General features: G+C 72.3%; 16 protein-coding genes. 9 read left to right on the top strand and 7 right to left on the bottom strand.

Going from position 1 to position 15,829, the window contains the following annotated elements:
- Positions 1–258 precede the first annotated feature (258 nt).
- Entirely contained in the window at positions 259–1,359 is a 1,101-nt protein-coding gene (locus ACWC9T_RS36975; protein ID WP_449825428.1) for an NAD(P)-dependent alcohol dehydrogenase, read from the bottom strand.
- Between the two features lie 189 nt (positions 1,360–1,548).
- Between ACWC9T_RS36975 and ACWC9T_RS36980 the strand changes: the two genes are divergently transcribed.
- Positions 1,549–2,442 (top strand): helix-turn-helix domain-containing protein, encoded by an 894-nt coding sequence (locus ACWC9T_RS36980; protein ID WP_449825429.1) that lies wholly within the window; start codon positions 1,549–1,551, stop codon positions 2,440–2,442.
- 112 nt (positions 2,443–2,554) lie between these two features.
- Positions 2,555–3,811, top strand: coding sequence for a globin domain-containing protein (locus tag ACWC9T_RS36985; RefSeq protein WP_449825430.1), 1,257 nt, complete (start codon positions 2,555–2,557; stop codon positions 3,809–3,811).
- Positions 3,812–3,830: 19 nt separating this feature from the next.
- Here ACWC9T_RS36985 and ACWC9T_RS36990 read toward each other — a convergent pair whose 3' ends face one another.
- Positions 3,831–5,234: a selenium-binding protein SBP56-related protein gene (locus ACWC9T_RS36990; RefSeq protein ID WP_449825431.1), complete on the bottom strand. Its 1,404-nt coding sequence runs from the start codon at positions 5,232–5,234 to the stop codon at positions 3,831–3,833.
- A gap of 259 nt (positions 5,235–5,493) precedes the next feature.
- Here ACWC9T_RS36990 and ACWC9T_RS36995 point away from each other — a divergent pair, with 259 nt between their 5' ends.
- From ACWC9T_RS36995 to ACWC9T_RS37010, 4 genes are all read left to right on the top strand, one after another.
- Positions 5,494–6,462 (top strand): alpha/beta hydrolase, encoded by a 969-nt coding sequence (locus ACWC9T_RS36995; protein WP_449825432.1) that lies wholly within the window; start codon positions 5,494–5,496, stop codon positions 6,460–6,462.
- A 53-nt stretch (positions 6,463–6,515) separates the two neighbouring features.
- Positions 6,516–7,310 carry a spermidine synthase gene (locus ACWC9T_RS37000; protein WP_449825443.1) on the top strand — a complete coding sequence of 265 codons (795 nt, stop codon included), beginning with the start codon at positions 6,516–6,518 and terminating at the stop codon, positions 7,308–7,310.
- Between the two features lie 177 nt (positions 7,311–7,487).
- Complete coding sequence (locus ACWC9T_RS37005) at positions 7,488–8,324, top strand: class I SAM-dependent methyltransferase (RefSeq protein ID WP_449825433.1); 837 nt, start codon at positions 7,488–7,490, stop codon at positions 8,322–8,324.
- A gap of 5 nt (positions 8,325–8,329) precedes the next feature.
- On the top strand, positions 8,330–8,902 hold the full coding sequence (locus ACWC9T_RS37010; protein ID WP_449825434.1) for an oxygenase MpaB family protein: 573 nt from the start codon (positions 8,330–8,332) through the stop codon (positions 8,900–8,902).
- Positions 8,903–9,333: 431 nt separating this feature from the next.
- On the opposite strand, the gene ACWC9T_RS37015 is transcribed toward ACWC9T_RS37010, so the two are convergent.
- Together ACWC9T_RS37015 and ACWC9T_RS37020 are read right to left on the bottom strand one after the other, a co-directional pair.
- Positions 9,334–9,618 carry an acylphosphatase gene (locus tag ACWC9T_RS37015; RefSeq protein WP_449825435.1) on the bottom strand — a complete coding sequence of 95 codons (285 nt, stop codon included), beginning with the start codon at positions 9,616–9,618 and terminating at the stop codon, positions 9,334–9,336.
- A 10-nt stretch (positions 9,619–9,628) separates the two neighbouring features.
- A complete protein-coding gene (locus tag ACWC9T_RS37020) occupies positions 9,629–10,381 on the bottom strand; it encodes a DUF72 domain-containing protein (RefSeq protein WP_449825436.1) in 753 nt (250 codons plus the stop codon).
- Between the two features lie 78 nt (positions 10,382–10,459).
- Between ACWC9T_RS37020 and ACWC9T_RS37025 the strand changes: the two genes are divergently transcribed.
- On the top strand, positions 10,460–10,816 hold the full coding sequence (locus tag ACWC9T_RS37025; protein WP_449825437.1) for a hypothetical protein: 357 nt from the start codon (positions 10,460–10,462) through the stop codon (positions 10,814–10,816).
- 548 nt (positions 10,817–11,364) lie between these two features.
- Complete coding sequence (locus tag ACWC9T_RS37030) at positions 11,365–11,991, top strand: TetR family transcriptional regulator (protein ID WP_449825438.1); 627 nt, start codon at positions 11,365–11,367, stop codon at positions 11,989–11,991.
- A 23-nt stretch (positions 11,992–12,014) separates the two neighbouring features.
- Here the strand turns inward: ACWC9T_RS37030 and ACWC9T_RS37035 are convergent, their stop codons facing one another.
- The 3 genes from ACWC9T_RS37035 to ACWC9T_RS37045 are packed head-to-tail and all read right to left on the bottom strand — an operon-like array spanning position 12,015 to position 15,137.
- Positions 12,015–13,202, bottom strand: a complete 1,188-nt coding sequence (locus ACWC9T_RS37035) for an NAD(P)/FAD-dependent oxidoreductase (protein ID WP_449825439.1) — start codon at positions 13,200–13,202, stop codon at positions 12,015–12,017.
- 34 nt (positions 13,203–13,236) lie between these two features.
- Positions 13,237–13,431: a ferredoxin gene (locus ACWC9T_RS37040; protein ID WP_449825440.1), complete on the bottom strand. Its 195-nt coding sequence runs from the start codon at positions 13,429–13,431 to the stop codon at positions 13,237–13,239.
- Positions 13,432–13,463: 32 nt separating this feature from the next.
- The gene (locus ACWC9T_RS37045) at positions 13,464–15,137 is read right to left on the bottom strand and encodes a cytochrome P450 (RefSeq protein WP_449825441.1); all 1,674 of its coding nucleotides are present in this window, start codon (positions 15,135–15,137) and stop codon (positions 13,464–13,466) included.
- Between the two features lie 426 nt (positions 15,138–15,563).
- Between ACWC9T_RS37045 and ACWC9T_RS37050 the strand changes: the two genes are divergently transcribed.
- Positions 15,564–15,829, top strand: a 266-nt coding sequence (locus ACWC9T_RS37050) for a DUF7144 family membrane protein (RefSeq protein ID WP_449825442.1), incomplete at its 3' end; no start/stop codon positions are given.

The raw sequence follows: 15,829 nt of genomic DNA on the forward strand, positions 1-15,829 counted from the left end.
GGATGCTGCTCGGTGTGGTGGGCGCCTGTCTGACCTTCGGCTGGATGCCCGACCAGCCGCTGCGCCGTGGGCGGCAGCGGCGGGAGGACCGGCGCGCGGAGCGCCGGGCGGCCGCCGGGGCCAAGGCGGCTGAGGCCGAGGCGGGGGGTCTGACCCGCAGCCGCGGATAAACGGCGGCGCCCCGCGCCCTGGTGGTGGGAGAGCACCACGGGCGCGGGGCGGTCCGTCAGCCGGTCTGTGGATCAGACGGTCGGCTGATCAGATGGTCGAGGCGTCGATCACGAAGCGGAACCGGACGTCGCCGTCCAGCACCCGCCGGTAGGCCTCGTTGATCTGCTCGGCCCGGATCAGCTCGATCTCCGCGGTGATGCCGTGCTCACCGCAGAAGTCCAGCATCTCCTGGGTCTCCGGCAGCCCGCCGATCATCGAACCGGCCAGCGAGCGGCGCCCGATGGCCAGCGGGAACGGGTGCATCGTGACAGGCTTCTCCGGCATGCCGACCTGCACGATGGTGCCGTCGGTGCGCAGCAGGCCCAGGTAGGCGCTCAGGTCGAGGTCGGCGGAGACGGTGTTGACGATCAGGTCGAAGGTGCCCGCGAGCTCGCTGAAGGTCGCCGGGTCGGAGGTGGCCCGGTAGTGGTCGGCGCCGAGCTTGAGGCCATCCTCGCGCTTGCGCAGCGACTGGCTGAGCACGGTGACCTCCGCGCCCATCGCGTGGGCGATCTTCACGCCCATGTGGCCGAGGCCGCCGAGGCCCACGATCGCGACCTTCTTGCCCGGGCCGGCGCCCCAGTGGGCCAGCGGAGAGTACAGCGTGATGCCCGCGCACAGCAGCGGCGCGGCGGCGTCCAACGGCAGGTCGTCGGGGATGCTCAGCGCGTACGCCTCGTCCACCACCAGCTCCGCGGCGTAGCCGCCGTAGGTCGGCAGGCCGTCCTTGCCCATGGCGTTGTAGGTGAAGACGACGCCGCCCTCGCCGGTGCAGTACTGCTGCAGGCCAGCCTTGCAGTTGTCGCACTCCCGGCAGGAGTCGACGAAGCAGCCGACCCCGACCCGGTCGCCGACCTGCCAGCGGGTGACGCCCGGGCCGACCTCGCTGACCACGCCGGCGATCTCGTGGCCCGGGACCATCGGGAAGATCCCGGTGCCCCAGTCCTCGCCGACCTGGTGGATGTCCGAGTGGCAGATGCCGGAGTACTTGATGTCGATCACGATATCGTGCTCGCCGACGGCCCGGCGGGTGACGGTGGTCTTCGCCAGCGGGGCGTCGGGCTGCTGCGCCGCGTAGGCGGCGACGGTGCGGGTGGTGCCGTTCGTGCTCTGCGTCGTCGTGTTCGTCGTGTTCGTCTCGTTCGTCATGACCACAAGACTGCGGCGGCGCCGGAAGGCCAACCAGACCAGAGATCGTCGTACGAAGGCGGGGCGTACGAAGGCCGGACGTACGACCGCGAGGCGTAGGGAAGCGGAACGTACGTCTGCGCAACGTACGCATGGCAGTATCACCCTCAGCCGCCCCCGGCCGCGCCGGATCGCCCGCATACTGCAGTCATGGACCAGCGCACCGAACTCAGCGAGTTCCTCCGATCCCGCCGCGCCCGGCTGCGGCCCGAGGACGTGGGCCTGCCGGACACCACCACCCGTCGGCGGGTGCCCGGACTGCGCCGCGAGGAGCTGGCCCAGCTGGCCGGAGTCAGCACCGCCTACTACACCCGGCTCGAACAGGGCCACGGCGAGAACGTCTCCGCCGCCGTCCTGGACGCCATCGCCCGGGTGCTGCGGCTCAGCCCCGCCGAGCGCGACCACCTCGGCCGGCTCACCAAGCCCGCCCGCCGCCGCCCCGGCCGCGCCGCCGCCCGCCCGCAGCGGGTGCGGCCCGCGCTTCAGCAGCTGCTGGACGCGATGGAGGGCGTGCCCGCGTACGTGCTCGGGCGGCGGCTGGACATCATCGCCTGGAACCGGCTCGGCACCGCGCTGCTCGGGGACTTCGCCGCGATGCTGCCAGAGCAGCGCAACATGGCCTGGCACGTCTTCCTCGACCCGGCCGCCCGCGATCTCTACCAGGACTGGGAGAGCAAGGCCACCGATGTGGTCGGCATCCTGCGCCTGGACGCCGGACGCGACCCGGACGACCCGCGGCTCGCCTCGCTGATCGGCGAACTCTCCGTCAAGAGCGACGACTTCCGCCGGCTGTGGGCCACCCACCAGATCCAGGACAAGGGCCACGGCGTCAAGCAGCTGCACCACCCGGTGGTCGGGCGGCTCAGCCTGCAGTACGAGACGCTGCGCCCGGCCGGGGACGGCGACCAGGTGCTGGTCACCTACCACGCCGAACCGGGCTCCGCCTCCGCCGAGTCCCTCCGGCTGCTGGCGAGTTGGGCGGCCACCGAGCTGCGGGCGGAATCGGGGGAGGCGGCTGGGCAGGCCGCCGAGCAGAGCCGGTAGGCGTCGGGAGGGTTCGGTTACTGGTTCGTCGACGGAGGGCCGATGGTCCCGGGTCCGTCCGGGGCGATCGGCCCTTCTCGTGCCCGGTGGGCGGCAGTTGACTGGGCATGTCATGGACAACAGCAGCAGCAAGGCCACCGCCACCGCCATCGGCACCGCCGAGTACGACCGTCTGATCGCCCGCCACCACGCGATGAGACTGCGGCGCCAACTCCTCACCCCCGCCTCGCCGTCGGGGTCCGAGCCCGGAGCTGACTACGGCTTCGGCGCCAGCGAGGGCTACGACGGAGCGAGAGACCAGCACCTGATCCGCGGTGGCCTCGACCAGGTCGCCCCGCTCGCGGAGCTGATCGACCACCTCTACACGGTCATGTTCCGCCGCCGCCCGTACCTGCGACCGCTCTTCCCCGCCTCGATGGAGTTCCAGCAGGCCCACCTGGAACGGATCTTCCACCACCTGATCGCCCACCTGCACCGCCCCGTCGAACTGGAGCAGATGCTCCGTCAACTCGGCCGCGACCACCGGAAACTGGGCGTTCGACCGGTCCACTACGAGGCCTTCGAGGAAGCCCTGTGCGTGGCGATCCGGCACCGGGCCGGCGAACGCTGGACCGAGGAACTGGAAGCCGCCTGGGTGCGGATGCTGCGCTTCGCCGTCGGCGCGATGGTCGCCGGCGCCGACTCCGCACTCACCGAACCCCCGTACTGGCACGCCGTGGTGACCGGCCACGAGCGCCGCCGCCCTGACCTCGCCGTGCTGCGGGTGCGCACCGGCGAGCCCTACCCCTACCGCGCCGGACAGTACGGCACCGTCGAGCACCCGGCGCTGCCGCACACCTGGCGGCAGTACTCGATGGGCTGTGCCCCGCGCACCGACAACGAGCTGGAGTTCCACGTCCGCCGCACCGGCCCCGGCGGCGTCAGCGCGGCCCTGGTCGAGCACACCGCCGTCGGCGACCGGCTGCGCCTCGGCCCGCCGCGCGGCAGCCTGCTGCCCGACGGTGACGCCCGCGACCTGCTGCTGATCGCGGGCGGCACCGGGCTCGCCCCGATGAAGGCCATCGTCGAGCAGCAGGCCGCCCACCGCCCGCCCGGCCGCCGGGTCCACCTCTTCGTCGGCGCGCGCGACCGGTCGGACCTCTACGACTGGCAGGCGATGGTCGAACTCGGCCTGCACAAGCCGTGGCTGTCGCTCACCCCGGTCACCGCCGGCCGGTTCGCCGACACGGTGGCGGCCGCAGGGGACTGGCGCGAGCACCTCGCCTGTGTCAGCGGACCGGCCGGGATGGTCGCCTCGGTGCGCTCCGAACTGCTGTCGGCGGGGCTGCCGTTGGCGCAGGTGCGGTACGACCAGGTGCTCTACCGGTAGCCCGATTGCTGGCGGCCCACTACCGGTAGCAGTAGGAATCCGAGGAGGCGTCGCCGCCCGCCAGGTGGGTCTGGTGGACGCGCAGGCCCCGGAAGTCAGTGCCGTTCGGGAAGAAACGCTCGTCGACGCTCAGCCCGCCGGTCTCGGGGTCGGCGTCCAGCTTGACCAGCCAGGGGTCGATGCCGTCCGGGTAGAACTGGTCGTCCCAGGCGCCGTAGAGGGAGTTGGTCAGGTACAGCCGCCGCCCGTCCCGGCTGATCTCCACCATCTGTGGCGCCCCGCTCAACGGCCGCCCCGGCTCGGCCGGGTGCGGCGTCCGGGCGACCACCCCACCGAGGCGCACCGAGGAGGCCAGCCGGGGGTGGAACGGATCCGAGACGTCGTACTGGAACAACTCGCCGGTGCCCCAGGCCGACACGTACAGCCAGCGGTCGTCCACCGACAGGTTGATGTCCGTCACCAGCGGCGGCACCGCCCCGAACGGCCGCAGCGCGGACGGCAGTTCCTCGGCCTTGGCCGGCTCGGCGGGGATCTCGATCACCTTGCGCGCGGTGAACGCCGGCCCCTCCCGGTACCAGAGCCACACCGAGGACGAGAGGTCCTCGACATTCGTCACCACCCCGGCGAACCCCCACTCCGCCTGCGGATCGTGCGCCGGGCGCAGCTCCAGCACCATCTGGTACTGGTCCCCGAGGTCGATCCGCTGCAGGTGCCGCCCGGTGCCCAACTCCCAGAAGTGCAGCGCATGCCCGTACGTGCGGGCCAACAACTGCTCGGGCAGCACCCCGTCCTCGACCATCCACGGGGTGCCCCACTCGCTGGTCACCCCGACACCGGTACCGAGGTGCCACCAGACGTCGTACGCGAAATGCTGCGGACCGCGCTCGGTCTCCCAGGGCCGGAGCACCTCGAAGGTGCTGTGGTCGAGCAGCGCCACCCCGCCCGGCCCGTCGTCGCCGTCCCCGGAACCGAGGCAGGACATGAACACGCCGTCCGGTCCGCAGTGCAGGGTGTGAGGCCGCGAGTAGCCCGCCTTGGCGGCCAGCTCCTTCGCCTCCACGGTCTTCACCAGCCGTGGCCGGACCGGGTCGGGCCGGGTGTCCATCACATGCAGCCGGGACGACCGCAGCCCGGGGAGGAGCAGATAGCGCCGCTCCGGGTTCTCGTGGCAGGCGTGCGCGAGCGCGCTGGAGCAGGCGTTCCACCCGAAGTGGTGCAACTCATCGCCCAGGGTGGGCAGTTCGGCGAAGTTGAGCACCTTCCCGTAGCTCGCCGACGCCGGATCGGTGTCGACCGTGAGCAACGCGTCCGGCTGCTGCGCCGACCGGTCGAACCCGGCCACGTACGCCAGCTTCTCCGGCGGCGCGGCGATCGCCTCCGCCGCCGAACGGTAGAGCGACGGATCGGTATGCCCGTGCTGCATGCAAACTCCCCAACTCGCCTCGTCTGTCCGGGAAGCGTTCCACATGGCCACCGGCGCACAGCAGGCGTCAGGAGGCGCGGACGGCTACCCCGGGCGGGTATTCGACCCGGGAACGTTCCGATCGGGCCGAACGGGGGAGTCCGTCCGGTGGCAACCGCCGCCGCGCGCCCCGCACCTACCGGCCGGTATCGTCGTGACTCGGAACGGGTGGTCACCTGCCGCAAAGGGCGGGCGGAGCAGAGGGACGGGTTCAGGGCAGATGGAGTTTCGGGAAGACATCCTCGGCGCCCCCTATGAGGCGGCGGAGCTGGCGCTGCGGTCCGACGACGAAGGAACGGTCTGCGCGACCCTCGTACGGCGGCCGGTGCCGGGGGCGGACCGGGCGGTCCTGTACATCCACGGGTACAACGACTACTTCTTTCAGACCAACCTGGCCGACCACTACACGGCGCTCGGGTTCTCCTTCTACGCCCTGGACCTGCGCAAGTACGGGCGCTCGCTGCAGCCGCACCAGTCGCCGAACTTCGTCCGCGACCTCGCCGAGTACGACGAGGAGATCGACGAGGCGGTGCGGATCATCAGGGAGGTGGACGGGCACGGGCAGCTGCTGCTGAACGGGCACTCCACCGGTGGGCTGGTGGCCGCGCTGTGGGCCGGGCGTCGGGCCGGGCGCGGGGTGGTGGACGGGCTGTTCCTGAACAGTCCGTTCCTGTCGATGCCGGCCGCGCCGGCCGTCCGGACCGCCGGCGGTCCGGTGGTCACGGCGATCGGGAAGCTGGCGCCGACCCGCGTCCTGCCGTCCTCGCTGAACCCGCACTACACCCACAGCCTGCACAAGGACCACAAGGGCGAGTGGGACTTCGACCTCACGCTCAAGCCGGCCGAGGGCTTCCCGCTGTTCGCGGGGTGGCTGGCGGCGATCCACCAGGGGCACCGGCAGCTGCGGCGCGGGCTCGGGATCGATGTGCCGGTGCTGCTGATGGCCTCGACGCGGTCGATCTCCACCACCAAGTGGCACAACGCCCTGCACCATGCCGACGCGGTGCTGCGCGCCGACGACATCGCCGCCGAGGGGCCGAGGCTCGGCCAGCACGTGACGATCGTGCGGATCAAGGGCGGCATGCACGACCTGGTGCTCTCCGGTGAGGCGGCCCGCACCGAGGTGTTCGCCGAGCTGGACCGCTGGCTGGCCGCCTACCTGGACGTGCCGGTGGGGGAGAACGCGTGACGGACGAGCCGGTGCCGGTCGGACGGCGGACGGACCTCGGCTTCGCCAAACTGATGCCGGACATCGACCGGGACGGCGGCTGGCTGCTCACCCTGGACGGAACCCCGCAGTCGTACGTCGACCTCGCCGACCCGACCCACCTGGAGTTCGAGTACACCCGCAGGCTCGGCCACCTCGCCGACGCCCTCGCCTCCGCCGGGCAGCCGCTGGACGTACTGCACCTCGGCGGCGGCGCGCTGACGCTGCCGCGCTACCTGGCCGCCACCCGGCCCGGCTCGCGGCAGCGGGTGGTGGAGGTGGACGGGCCGCTGCTCGACCTGGTCGCCGAGCACCTGCCCTGGCAGGGGCCCGGTGCGGACATCACCGCGACGGTCGGCGACGCCCGGGAGGCGCTGGCCGCGACCCCGGCGGGCAGCCAGGACCTGGTGATCGCGGACGTCTTCCACGGCTCCCGCACCCCGGCCCACCTCACCTCGGTGGAGTTCCTGCGGCTGGCCGCGACCGCGTTGCGCAAGGGCGGCTGCTACGCCGCCAACCTGGCGGACGGCCCGCCGCTGGCCTTCGCCAAGGCGCAGGCGGCGACGGTGCGGGCGGTGTTCCCGTACGTCTGCCTGGTGGCCGAGGCCCCGGTGCTGCGCGGGCGCCGGTACGGCAACATCCTGCTGGCCGGTTCGACGGCGCCGCTGCCGACGACGGAACTGAGCCGGCTGCTGGCGGGCGACATCTTCCCGGCCCGGCTCACCGCGGGCGAGGACCTGTCCGCCCTGGTCGGCCGTACCGCCCCGGTGACGGACGCGGACGCCACCGACTCCCCGCCCCCGCCGGACGGCGCCTTCAGCATCGGCTGAGGCACTGTCGGCGGACGCGCCTGCGGAGCGGTGGCGCAGGCGGGGAGCCGGCCCGCGGTGAGGGCGAGCCGGCGATCCGCGTCGGACCGCGGCGTCGGCGCGTCGGCGGGACGGGGCGTGTGGCCGGGGTGGCAGAATCGGCGGGTTCATGACGGGGCTTTACACGGAGGTGTCTGTATGAGCGGCGGGGAGCGGCCGGAGTTGGGGCAGGTGCCCGAGACGGCGCTGTGGACGCTGTGGCACCGGGCGCTGGAGGCGCGCCGGCCGGACACCGTGCTCCACGACCCCAAGGCCGTCGAGTTGGTCGACCGGATCAGCTACCCCTTCGCGGAGCGGTTCGGCACCAGCGGCACCCAGGCCCAGCTCCAGGCCCTGCATGTGGCCTGCTTCGACCGCGAGGTGGCCGACTTCCTGGCTCGGGAGCCGCGCGGCACCGTGGTCTGCCTGGGAGAGGGCCTGGAGACCCAGTACTGGCGGGTCGACAACGGGCGGGCCCGCTGGCTGAGCGTGGACCTGCCTGACTTGGTGGCGCTGCGCGAGGAGCTGTTGCCGCCCGGCGCACGCCAGCGATACCTGGCCGCCGATGCCACCGAACTCGGTTGGACCGAGGAGGTGGACCGCAACCGCGAGGTACTGGTCAGCGCACAAGGTCTGTTGATGTATCTCCAACCGGCCCAGGTGCGGGTCCTGATCGCGGGCTGTGCCGAGCGATTCCCGGGCGGCTCGCTGGTTCTGGACGCCGTGCCGCGCTGGTTCAGCCGGCTCACCCTGAGCGGCAGGATGCGTACCCATGGCTACCAGGTGCCCCCGATGCCGTGGGCGATGGACGCGGATGAGCGGGCCAAGCTCCGCACGGCCAGTCCGGCGATCGCTGCGGTGCGGGATGTCCGGCCGGTCTGCGGTCGTGGGTTGGTCGGAGCGCTGCTGCCGCTCGCGCTCACCGTCCCGTTGGTGGCCGACCGTCGTCCCTCGGTCACCGTCCTGGAGTTCGCCGGGCAGCCCGAGCGATCATAGACCTTGTGGACCCGGCGCTGGTCGGCGTTCGGACCGGTGTCGACCACAGGGCCGTCCTCGCCGGTCAGCAGGTACTTCATCACCGAGGCGGCAGCGGTCTTGCCGGAAACTTCCTGACCGGCTACCAGACCCTCGCCGCCACCCCGCTGACCGCCGCCGAGTGCGACCGCTACTACGCCGAGGCCGCGTGCGTCGCCGAACGGTTGGGCGCCACCTCAATACCCGGGTCGCGCGCCGAGGTGGCGGCCTACCTGGCCCGGATCCGGCCTGAGCTGAGGGTCACGCCGCCTGCCCTGGAGGTGCTGCGACTGCTGCGCGGCTTCGGCCGAGGCCGTCGCGAACGCGTTGCCGTCCGGGTGCTGACGAACGCCGCGATCGACCTGCTTCCGGACTGGGCCAGGGTCGAACTCGCGGTGCACCGGCCATGGTTGGTCCGCGCGCTCTGGGACCGCCCGGTGGCGCGGACCGGTGGCCGGATCATGGTGCGGGCCTGCGGTCCCTCCAAGATCCGCGCCGCCGCGTACGCGCGGGCCACCGCGACGGCCACGACCGTCGCCCGCCCGCAGGAGATTGGTTGACGGCGCAGCGGGCGAGCCTTGGCGGCCACCGGGCCGGACGAGTCAGGGGGCGGCGGCTCCGATGGTCGGGGTCCCCGGGCCGTGTGGCGGCGGCCGCACGGTTCAGCACGTTGCTGCACAGGTGCCGCCGCGATGAGCGCTCCGTCGTCCCCGCAGCACCCGTCCTCCGCGCGGATCGCGTACGAGGGTCTACTCAGGTCGGTCCCGTCCACCGCTGACGGCTGGCCGGCCTCGGGGAAGACGATCCGGTGCTCGCCGTCGCGTAAGGGATCCAGCAGGTCGGTCAGCATCTGCGGCATCACGCGTCCCCGTCCGTGACGTCGAGCGCGATCCCGGCGACCGTCGCGTCCTCGGCTTCGTGCGGGTGGGCGTGGATCGCGCACCGACCGTTCCGTCGAAGGTCCGGAGCGTTGACCGCGGCCGGAGGGCTCCTAGCCGCGCCAGGGCGTTGCCCGGATCTCGAAGCCCGTCAGGCACTCGGGCTGTTCTTCCCAGACGAGGACCCGGTCCACGATGGCCAGTGGCGGCCCCTGCCTGGTCCACTCGACCAGCCGATGGACGGCGGCCGAGCTCCCCTCGAACACGGCCTCGACCGTGCCGTCCGGCAGGTTCCGTACCCAGCCCCGCACGCCCTGCGCGGTTGCTTCGTGACGGCAGGTGTCGCGGTAGAAGACCCCCTGCACCTCGCCGGAGACGATCACTCGGCTGCGGATCATCGCCCACTCCCTACGGTGTCCGGGTCACGGTACGGCCCGCCCGCGCGGCGGCGGCCGCGAACGCGCTCGCGTCGAGCACCGCCGCACCGCCCAGGTCGTTGTTGAAGTACACGTAAACCTCGGCCGAGTCCGCCCAGCTGTCGGCGATTCGGCCCACCCATCCGGCCAGCGCCTGCCGCCCGTACCGGGGCCAGGGCCGGGCCCGACCGGCGTGGCAGCGCAGATAGCCCCATTCGCAGGTCCGCCACAGCGGGGTGACCGGGCGTGACTCCCGGTCCGCCCAGCACAGTGCGGCGGCCCGGCCGGTCAGCACCGCACGGATCTCCGGCGTCCACCAGGACGGGTGCCGCGGCTCGACGGCGACCCGCACGCCCGCCGGGAAGGCGGCCAGACAGCCGTCCAGCAGCTCGGCATCCGCGTGCAGCGTGGGCGGCAGCTGGAGCAGCACCGGGCCGAGTCGCTCCCCGAGCCCCTGCGCCGCCGCGAGCAGCCGCTGGACCGGCTCGGCCGGCTCGTGCAGGCGCTTGATGTGGGTGAGGTAGCGGCTGGCCTTCACCGCGAACACGAAACCCTCCGGGGTACGGGCGTGCCAGTCGGCGAAGGTGTCCGGTGAGGGCAAACGGTAGAAGGCGGCATTGCTCTCCACCGTGGCGAACCGCTCGGCGTACTCCTCCAGCCAGCGTCGCTTGGGTGTCCCTTCCGGATAGAGCACCCCGCGCCAGTCGTCGTACTGCCAACCCGAGGTACCGACGATCATCGACATACCTCCAGCAAACACCCATCTGCCGCTAAGGGTTGGTCGACCTGTACCGCCGTGCTGGAAGCAACCCAAGGCTTGTTGATGTACCTTCCGCCGGCCCGGGTGAAATCCCTGATCGCAGGCTGCGCCGAGCGGTTCCCGGGCGGCTCGCTCGTGCTGGACGCCGTGCCGCGCTGGTTCAGCCGACTCACCCTGACCGGGAAGGTGCGCGCCCACGGCTACCAGGCGCCGCCGATGCCGTGGGCGATGGACGCGGGCGAGCGGGCCAAGCTCCGCACCGCCAGTCCGGCAATCGCCAGAGTGCGGGATGTCCGGCCGGTCGGCGGGCGTGGGCTGGTCGGCGCCCTGTTGCCGCTCGCGCTCACCGTTCCGTTCCTGGCCGGCCGTCGTCCCTCGGTCACCGTCCTGGAGTTCGCCGGGCAGTCCGAGCGGTCGTAGACGGAGGGCGGCGGGCCGCCGCGCGCGGGTCCACCGGGAGCAGCGGCACTCGCTGACGCTCGTGCCGAGGAGGTTGGCCTCCGCCGTGATCTTCGCGGGGGCGGTGGAGAGCCAGCCGCCGGAGGGGGTGCGGCGCCACTCGAAGAACACGCCGATGCGCCCCCGAGCACTGCAACCGCCAGCGCTGCGGCTGTCAGGCGTTCCACGCCCACGTTCGTGACCAGAGAACGTAGCAGGGCGCACGAACAAATTCGATGACTGGTCCACACCACACATCGCGCTCCCCACTTCCAGTGCCTGGGCGTGGGCCGGAAGCGGGCCGAGCGCGGAACCCACGGCCAGCCCGAGCACACCGCAGGCCAGTACGCCCGCACTGATCAACATCGGCAGGTCGGCGCCCGCCGCGATCACCGCGAGCACGACCAGCACAGAGACCGGCCCGGCGCCGGGCGCCGCGGCCGGCAGCACGCCGCCGGATCCCGCGACGACGTGCGGCTTCGGAGGTATGTGCTGACCGGCGTAGCGGTCATCTCGCGTACTGTTCTGGCATGGCTCGATCCGATGGCACCCCTTCCGCTGGGCTGCGGGAACGCAAGAAGGCCGAGACCCGGGAGGCGCTGCGTGCCGCGGCCGCGCGGCTGTTCGCCGAGCGCGGGTTCGCCGAGACAACGGTCGCGGAGATCGTCGAGGCGGCCGGGGTGTCGCCGCGGACGTTTTTCCGCTACTTCGACAGCAAGGAGGACCTGCTGCTGCCGGATCTCGCGGAGTCGTTCGACCGGATGGTGCACGAGCTGGCCAGCCGCCCGCACGGGGAACCCGCGTTGGTCGCGTTGCGCGAGGCGGTGCTGGCGGCGGTGGCCAGTGCCCCGCAGACCACCCTGGTCGCGCTGGCCCATCCGATCGAGGGTGCGGAGGCATTGGTGACGGACCGGCTGGTGTACGCCTTCGTGCAGTTGGAGAGCCGGCTCACCAAGCAGCTCGTGGAGCGGTTGCCGCCCGGCCCTGATGTGGATCTGCGAGCTGCCGTGGTGGCGATGACGGCGATGTCGGCGGTGCGTGCGGTGGTTCGTACGGTGCGGGAGCGACGCAAGACCGAGGAGGTGCCGGTCGGCGCCTTCGCCCGGCTGCTACCGACCGCGTTCGCGGTGCTGGCCGAGGCGAGCGCGGACCTGTGACGGTTCCCCCGGGCCGCCACCGGTCAGCCGGCCAGGGCCGCAGGGTCGGGCCGGGTGAGGGCCGCGAGGTGGGAGCGCAGCGCCCGGGGGCTGTTCCAGCCGAGCGCGCCGGTGACGCGGCCCTGCGTCTGGTAGAGGGCGACGAAGGAACGTTCCTCCGGGTCACCCTGAACCACCTCGATCTTCGCGCCGGCGACGCACGTCCCGTACGCCTGGATCCTGGCGTCGTACTGGTTGCTCCAGAAGTAGGGAAGCGGTGCGTACGGTTCGTGGGCGCCGAGCAGGTTGCGTGCTGCGGCGATGGCCTGCTCGGCGGCGTTGGTACGGTGCTCCAGCCGCAGGGTGCTGCCGAGGCGCGGGTGGTACCAGCGGGCGACGTCCCCGGCGGCGTAAACGCCCGGCGCGGCCCGGCAGTACGCGTCGCAGAGCACGCCGTCGCCGATGCGCAGGCCACTGCCGCGCAGCCAGTCGGTGGCGGGTGTCGAGCCGATGGCCACCACCACGGCGTCGGCTTCCACCAGGGAACCGTCGGTCAGTTGCAGCGCCGCCACCTGTCCGTGTGACCCGATCAGGGAGGTGACGCGGACGCCGGTGCGCAGCCGTACGCCGTGGTCAGTGTGGAGCTGGGCCACCATGCGGCCCAGGTCGGGGCCGAGGCGTTCGGCGAGCGGGGAGGGGCCCTGGCAGATCAGGGTGGTCTCCAGGCCGAGGGTGCGGGCGGTGGCGGCGACCTCGGAGCCGGTGAACCCGCCGCCGACGACGGCGAGCGTGGGCCGGCGCAGCAGGTGTTGGCGCAAACGCAGGGCGTCGTCCAGGGTGCGCAGGACGTGGACGCCGTCGAGGTCGTGCCCGGTGGGCAGTCGGCGGGGCGTGACACCGGTGGCGATGATCAGCCCGTCGTAGTCGAGGCTCGTGCCGTCGTCGAGTCGGACACCGCGCCGGTCGGGGTCGAGTGCTACGGCCCGGCGGCCGGGCCGTAGGTCGAGATCGAGCCGGGCGTAGTCGCCCGGGCCGCGCAGGGCCGAGGCGGTCGGCTGCCAGTCGCCGGCCAGGATCTGCTTGGACAACGGCGGTCTGTCGTAGGGGAGGTGGGGTTCCTCGCCGAGAAGGGTCAGCCGGCCCTGGTAGCCCTCGCGGCGGAGTGTTTCCGCCGCCGTGAGCCCGGCGGCGGAGGCGCCGACCACCACCACGCGACGCAGTGCGGTGTTCATGCGCCAGCCTCGCAGGGTACCGGGGTGTGCTCGCTCACCGGGCCTCCACCCGGATGGCGGCGGCGGGGCAGCGGGCGGCCGCGTCTCGGACCGAAGTGTCCAGGTGCGTGGGCGGGTTGGGGTCGAGGAGGATGGCGATGCCGTCGTCGCGCTGGTCGAAGACCTCGGGAGCGGTCATGACGCAGGTGCCCGCGCCGCAGCAGCGGTCCTGGTCGAGGGTGATGCGCATGGGGTGTCCTTGCTGGGGTGTCGGGGCGTGGTTCACCAGGTGACGGGCAGCTGGTGCAGGCCGTAGATGATCATGTCGTCGCGGAACGGCAGCCGGTCGGCCGGGACGGCCAGTCGCAGGCCCGGGAAGCGGGCGAACAGCGAGGTGAGCGTGATCTGGAGTTCGGCGCGCGCGAGTTGCTGGCCCAGGCACTGGTGGGGGCCGTAGCCGAAGGCGACGTGGGCGGCGGGGTCGCGGGTGATGTCCAGCCGGTCCGGTTCCGCGATGCCGAGGCCGGGGTCGCGGTTGGCCGAGGGCAGTGAGGCCACGACGTACTCGCCGGCCTTGATCGACCGGCCGCGGAGGGTGAGGTCCTCGGCCGCCACCCGGACAAGGCCGAACTGGATGATCGTCAGATGGCGCAGCAGTTCCTCGACCGCTCGGTCGGCCAGGGCCGGATCCCCGCGGAGGGCGGCGAGCTGGTCGGGGGACTCCAGCAGCGTCAGGGTGCCGAGCGCGATCATGTTGGCGGTGGTCTCGTGACCGGCGATCAGCAGCAGCGAGCCCAGAACGGTGACTGCGATGTCGGTCAGCGGGCTCTCCGGATCGGCGTCGGCCTCGGCGATCAGGGCGCTGAGCAGGTCGTCACCCGGCTGCTCGCGCTTGGCGGCGACCAGGGCGGCGATGAAGGAGGCGAGTTCCGTCCTGGCCTGCTGTGCCTCCTCGGGCGAGGATTCGATGGCCAGCAGTCGGCCGGCCAGGCTGTGGAAGGTGTCGCGGTCGTCGTAGTCGACGCCGAGTAGTTCGCAGATGACCAACGAGGTGACCGGCAGAGCGAGTTCGGCGACCAGGTCGACCGGCCCGCCGCCCCGTTCCATCGCGTCCAGTCGCTCGTCGACGATCTGCTGGATCCGCGGCCGAAGCTGCTGGACGCGCTTGACGGTGAACGCCCGCATGACCGGGCGCCGGTAGCGGGCGTGTTCCGGTTCGTCCAGGCGCAGCAGTGCCCCCGGGAGCGGCTGCTCAGGCAGGGCCGCCGGCGCGGGACGGACGTGTGGCGCCGCGGTGCTCAGCCGTGAGCTAAACCTGGGGTCGGCCAGTATCGCGCGGACGTCCTCGTACCGGGTGGCCAGCCAGCCGGATCCGCCGCCGGGGAAGGAGATCCGGCTGATCGGAGCCTGCTCGCGCAGCCGGGCGTACTCGGGCGCCGGGTCGAAGGGGCAGCCGCGCTGCCTGGGCACGCCGGGCAGGTCACTCGGGACTGCCCGGTTGACGGTGGCGTCGGTCATGGATTCCTCCAGTGGTTTCTGCGGGGACGGGAGGCCTGCGGGCATGGCGGCATGCCGCCGGTGCAGGGCCGGCCCGACGAGCGCGATCGCCAGGAACAGGCCCGATCCCACGATCAGTTGGGCGTCCGGCGTCCACCGGTCGAGGACGAGCCCGGCACCGAGCGCCAGGACGACCAGCAGCACCTTGCCCAGGATCAGGTTTCGCAGCGGCAGCCGGAGCGGTCCGACCGGGCCCCTGCGGCGACGGCGCTGCCATCTGACCGTTTGCGCCAGGGCGGCGAGCACAGCCATCAGGGCCAGCGAGTGCAGGGCGCGCTGCCACGCGGGGCCATGCTCCACGAACGCCCAGCGCCAGCCGAAATAGGCCCCGGTCGCCGCATAGCCGATGTGGATCAGGCAACGGCCGGGGACACCGCCCCAGGATCTAAAAAGTGGCACAACTGCCACAATAGAGAAAGTGGCACAAGTGTCAAGGCATGCTGCCCGTGAAGCCGCTGCGACACCCGGACCGACAGGCGCTCCCTCGGTCGCGCGGTCGGCACGGAGGCCAAGGCGCTCAACGGTGTCGGGGCGGCCCGGCGTCGATCGCGCCGCGGCCCGAGTGCCGGGCTGCAGGCAGGACGGCCGCCGACTCCTGGACCTGCACCCTGGATCTCTCCGCGAGTGGGGACGGTAGTGTCGGCGACGGCTGAGATCGGGCGCTGGATCACTGTCCGGATACTGTTGACGATCTTCACTGGTGAGGGCGAGACACGCCGCGCCCCCCGCGTGGTGCGGGCCTACGCTGGTCGGTAGGAGCCACGCAGCGGAAGTCCCCGTCGCCCATCAACCGGGGGACGGGCGTGTCCGCACTGGAGGTGTCTCATGGGGTCTCCTGCTTCCTCGGCGACCGGTGCGAGCGAGAAGCCCGCCATGCGCCACTGCTGTCAGAGCGGCATGGTGACCTTCGCCGGTGTGCTGGTGTTCATCCTGGCGCTCTTCAACGGCCTGAACGGCATCGCCGCGATCAACCGGTCGCACGTCTTCGTCGACGGCGCCCACATCGTCGTGGGTGATCTGCGGGCCTGGGGCTGGACTCTGCTGGTGCTCGGGATCCTGTTGGCCCTGATCGCGGCCGGCATCCTGGCCGG

This window comes from Kitasatospora sp. NPDC001159 (assembly GCF_053598235.1).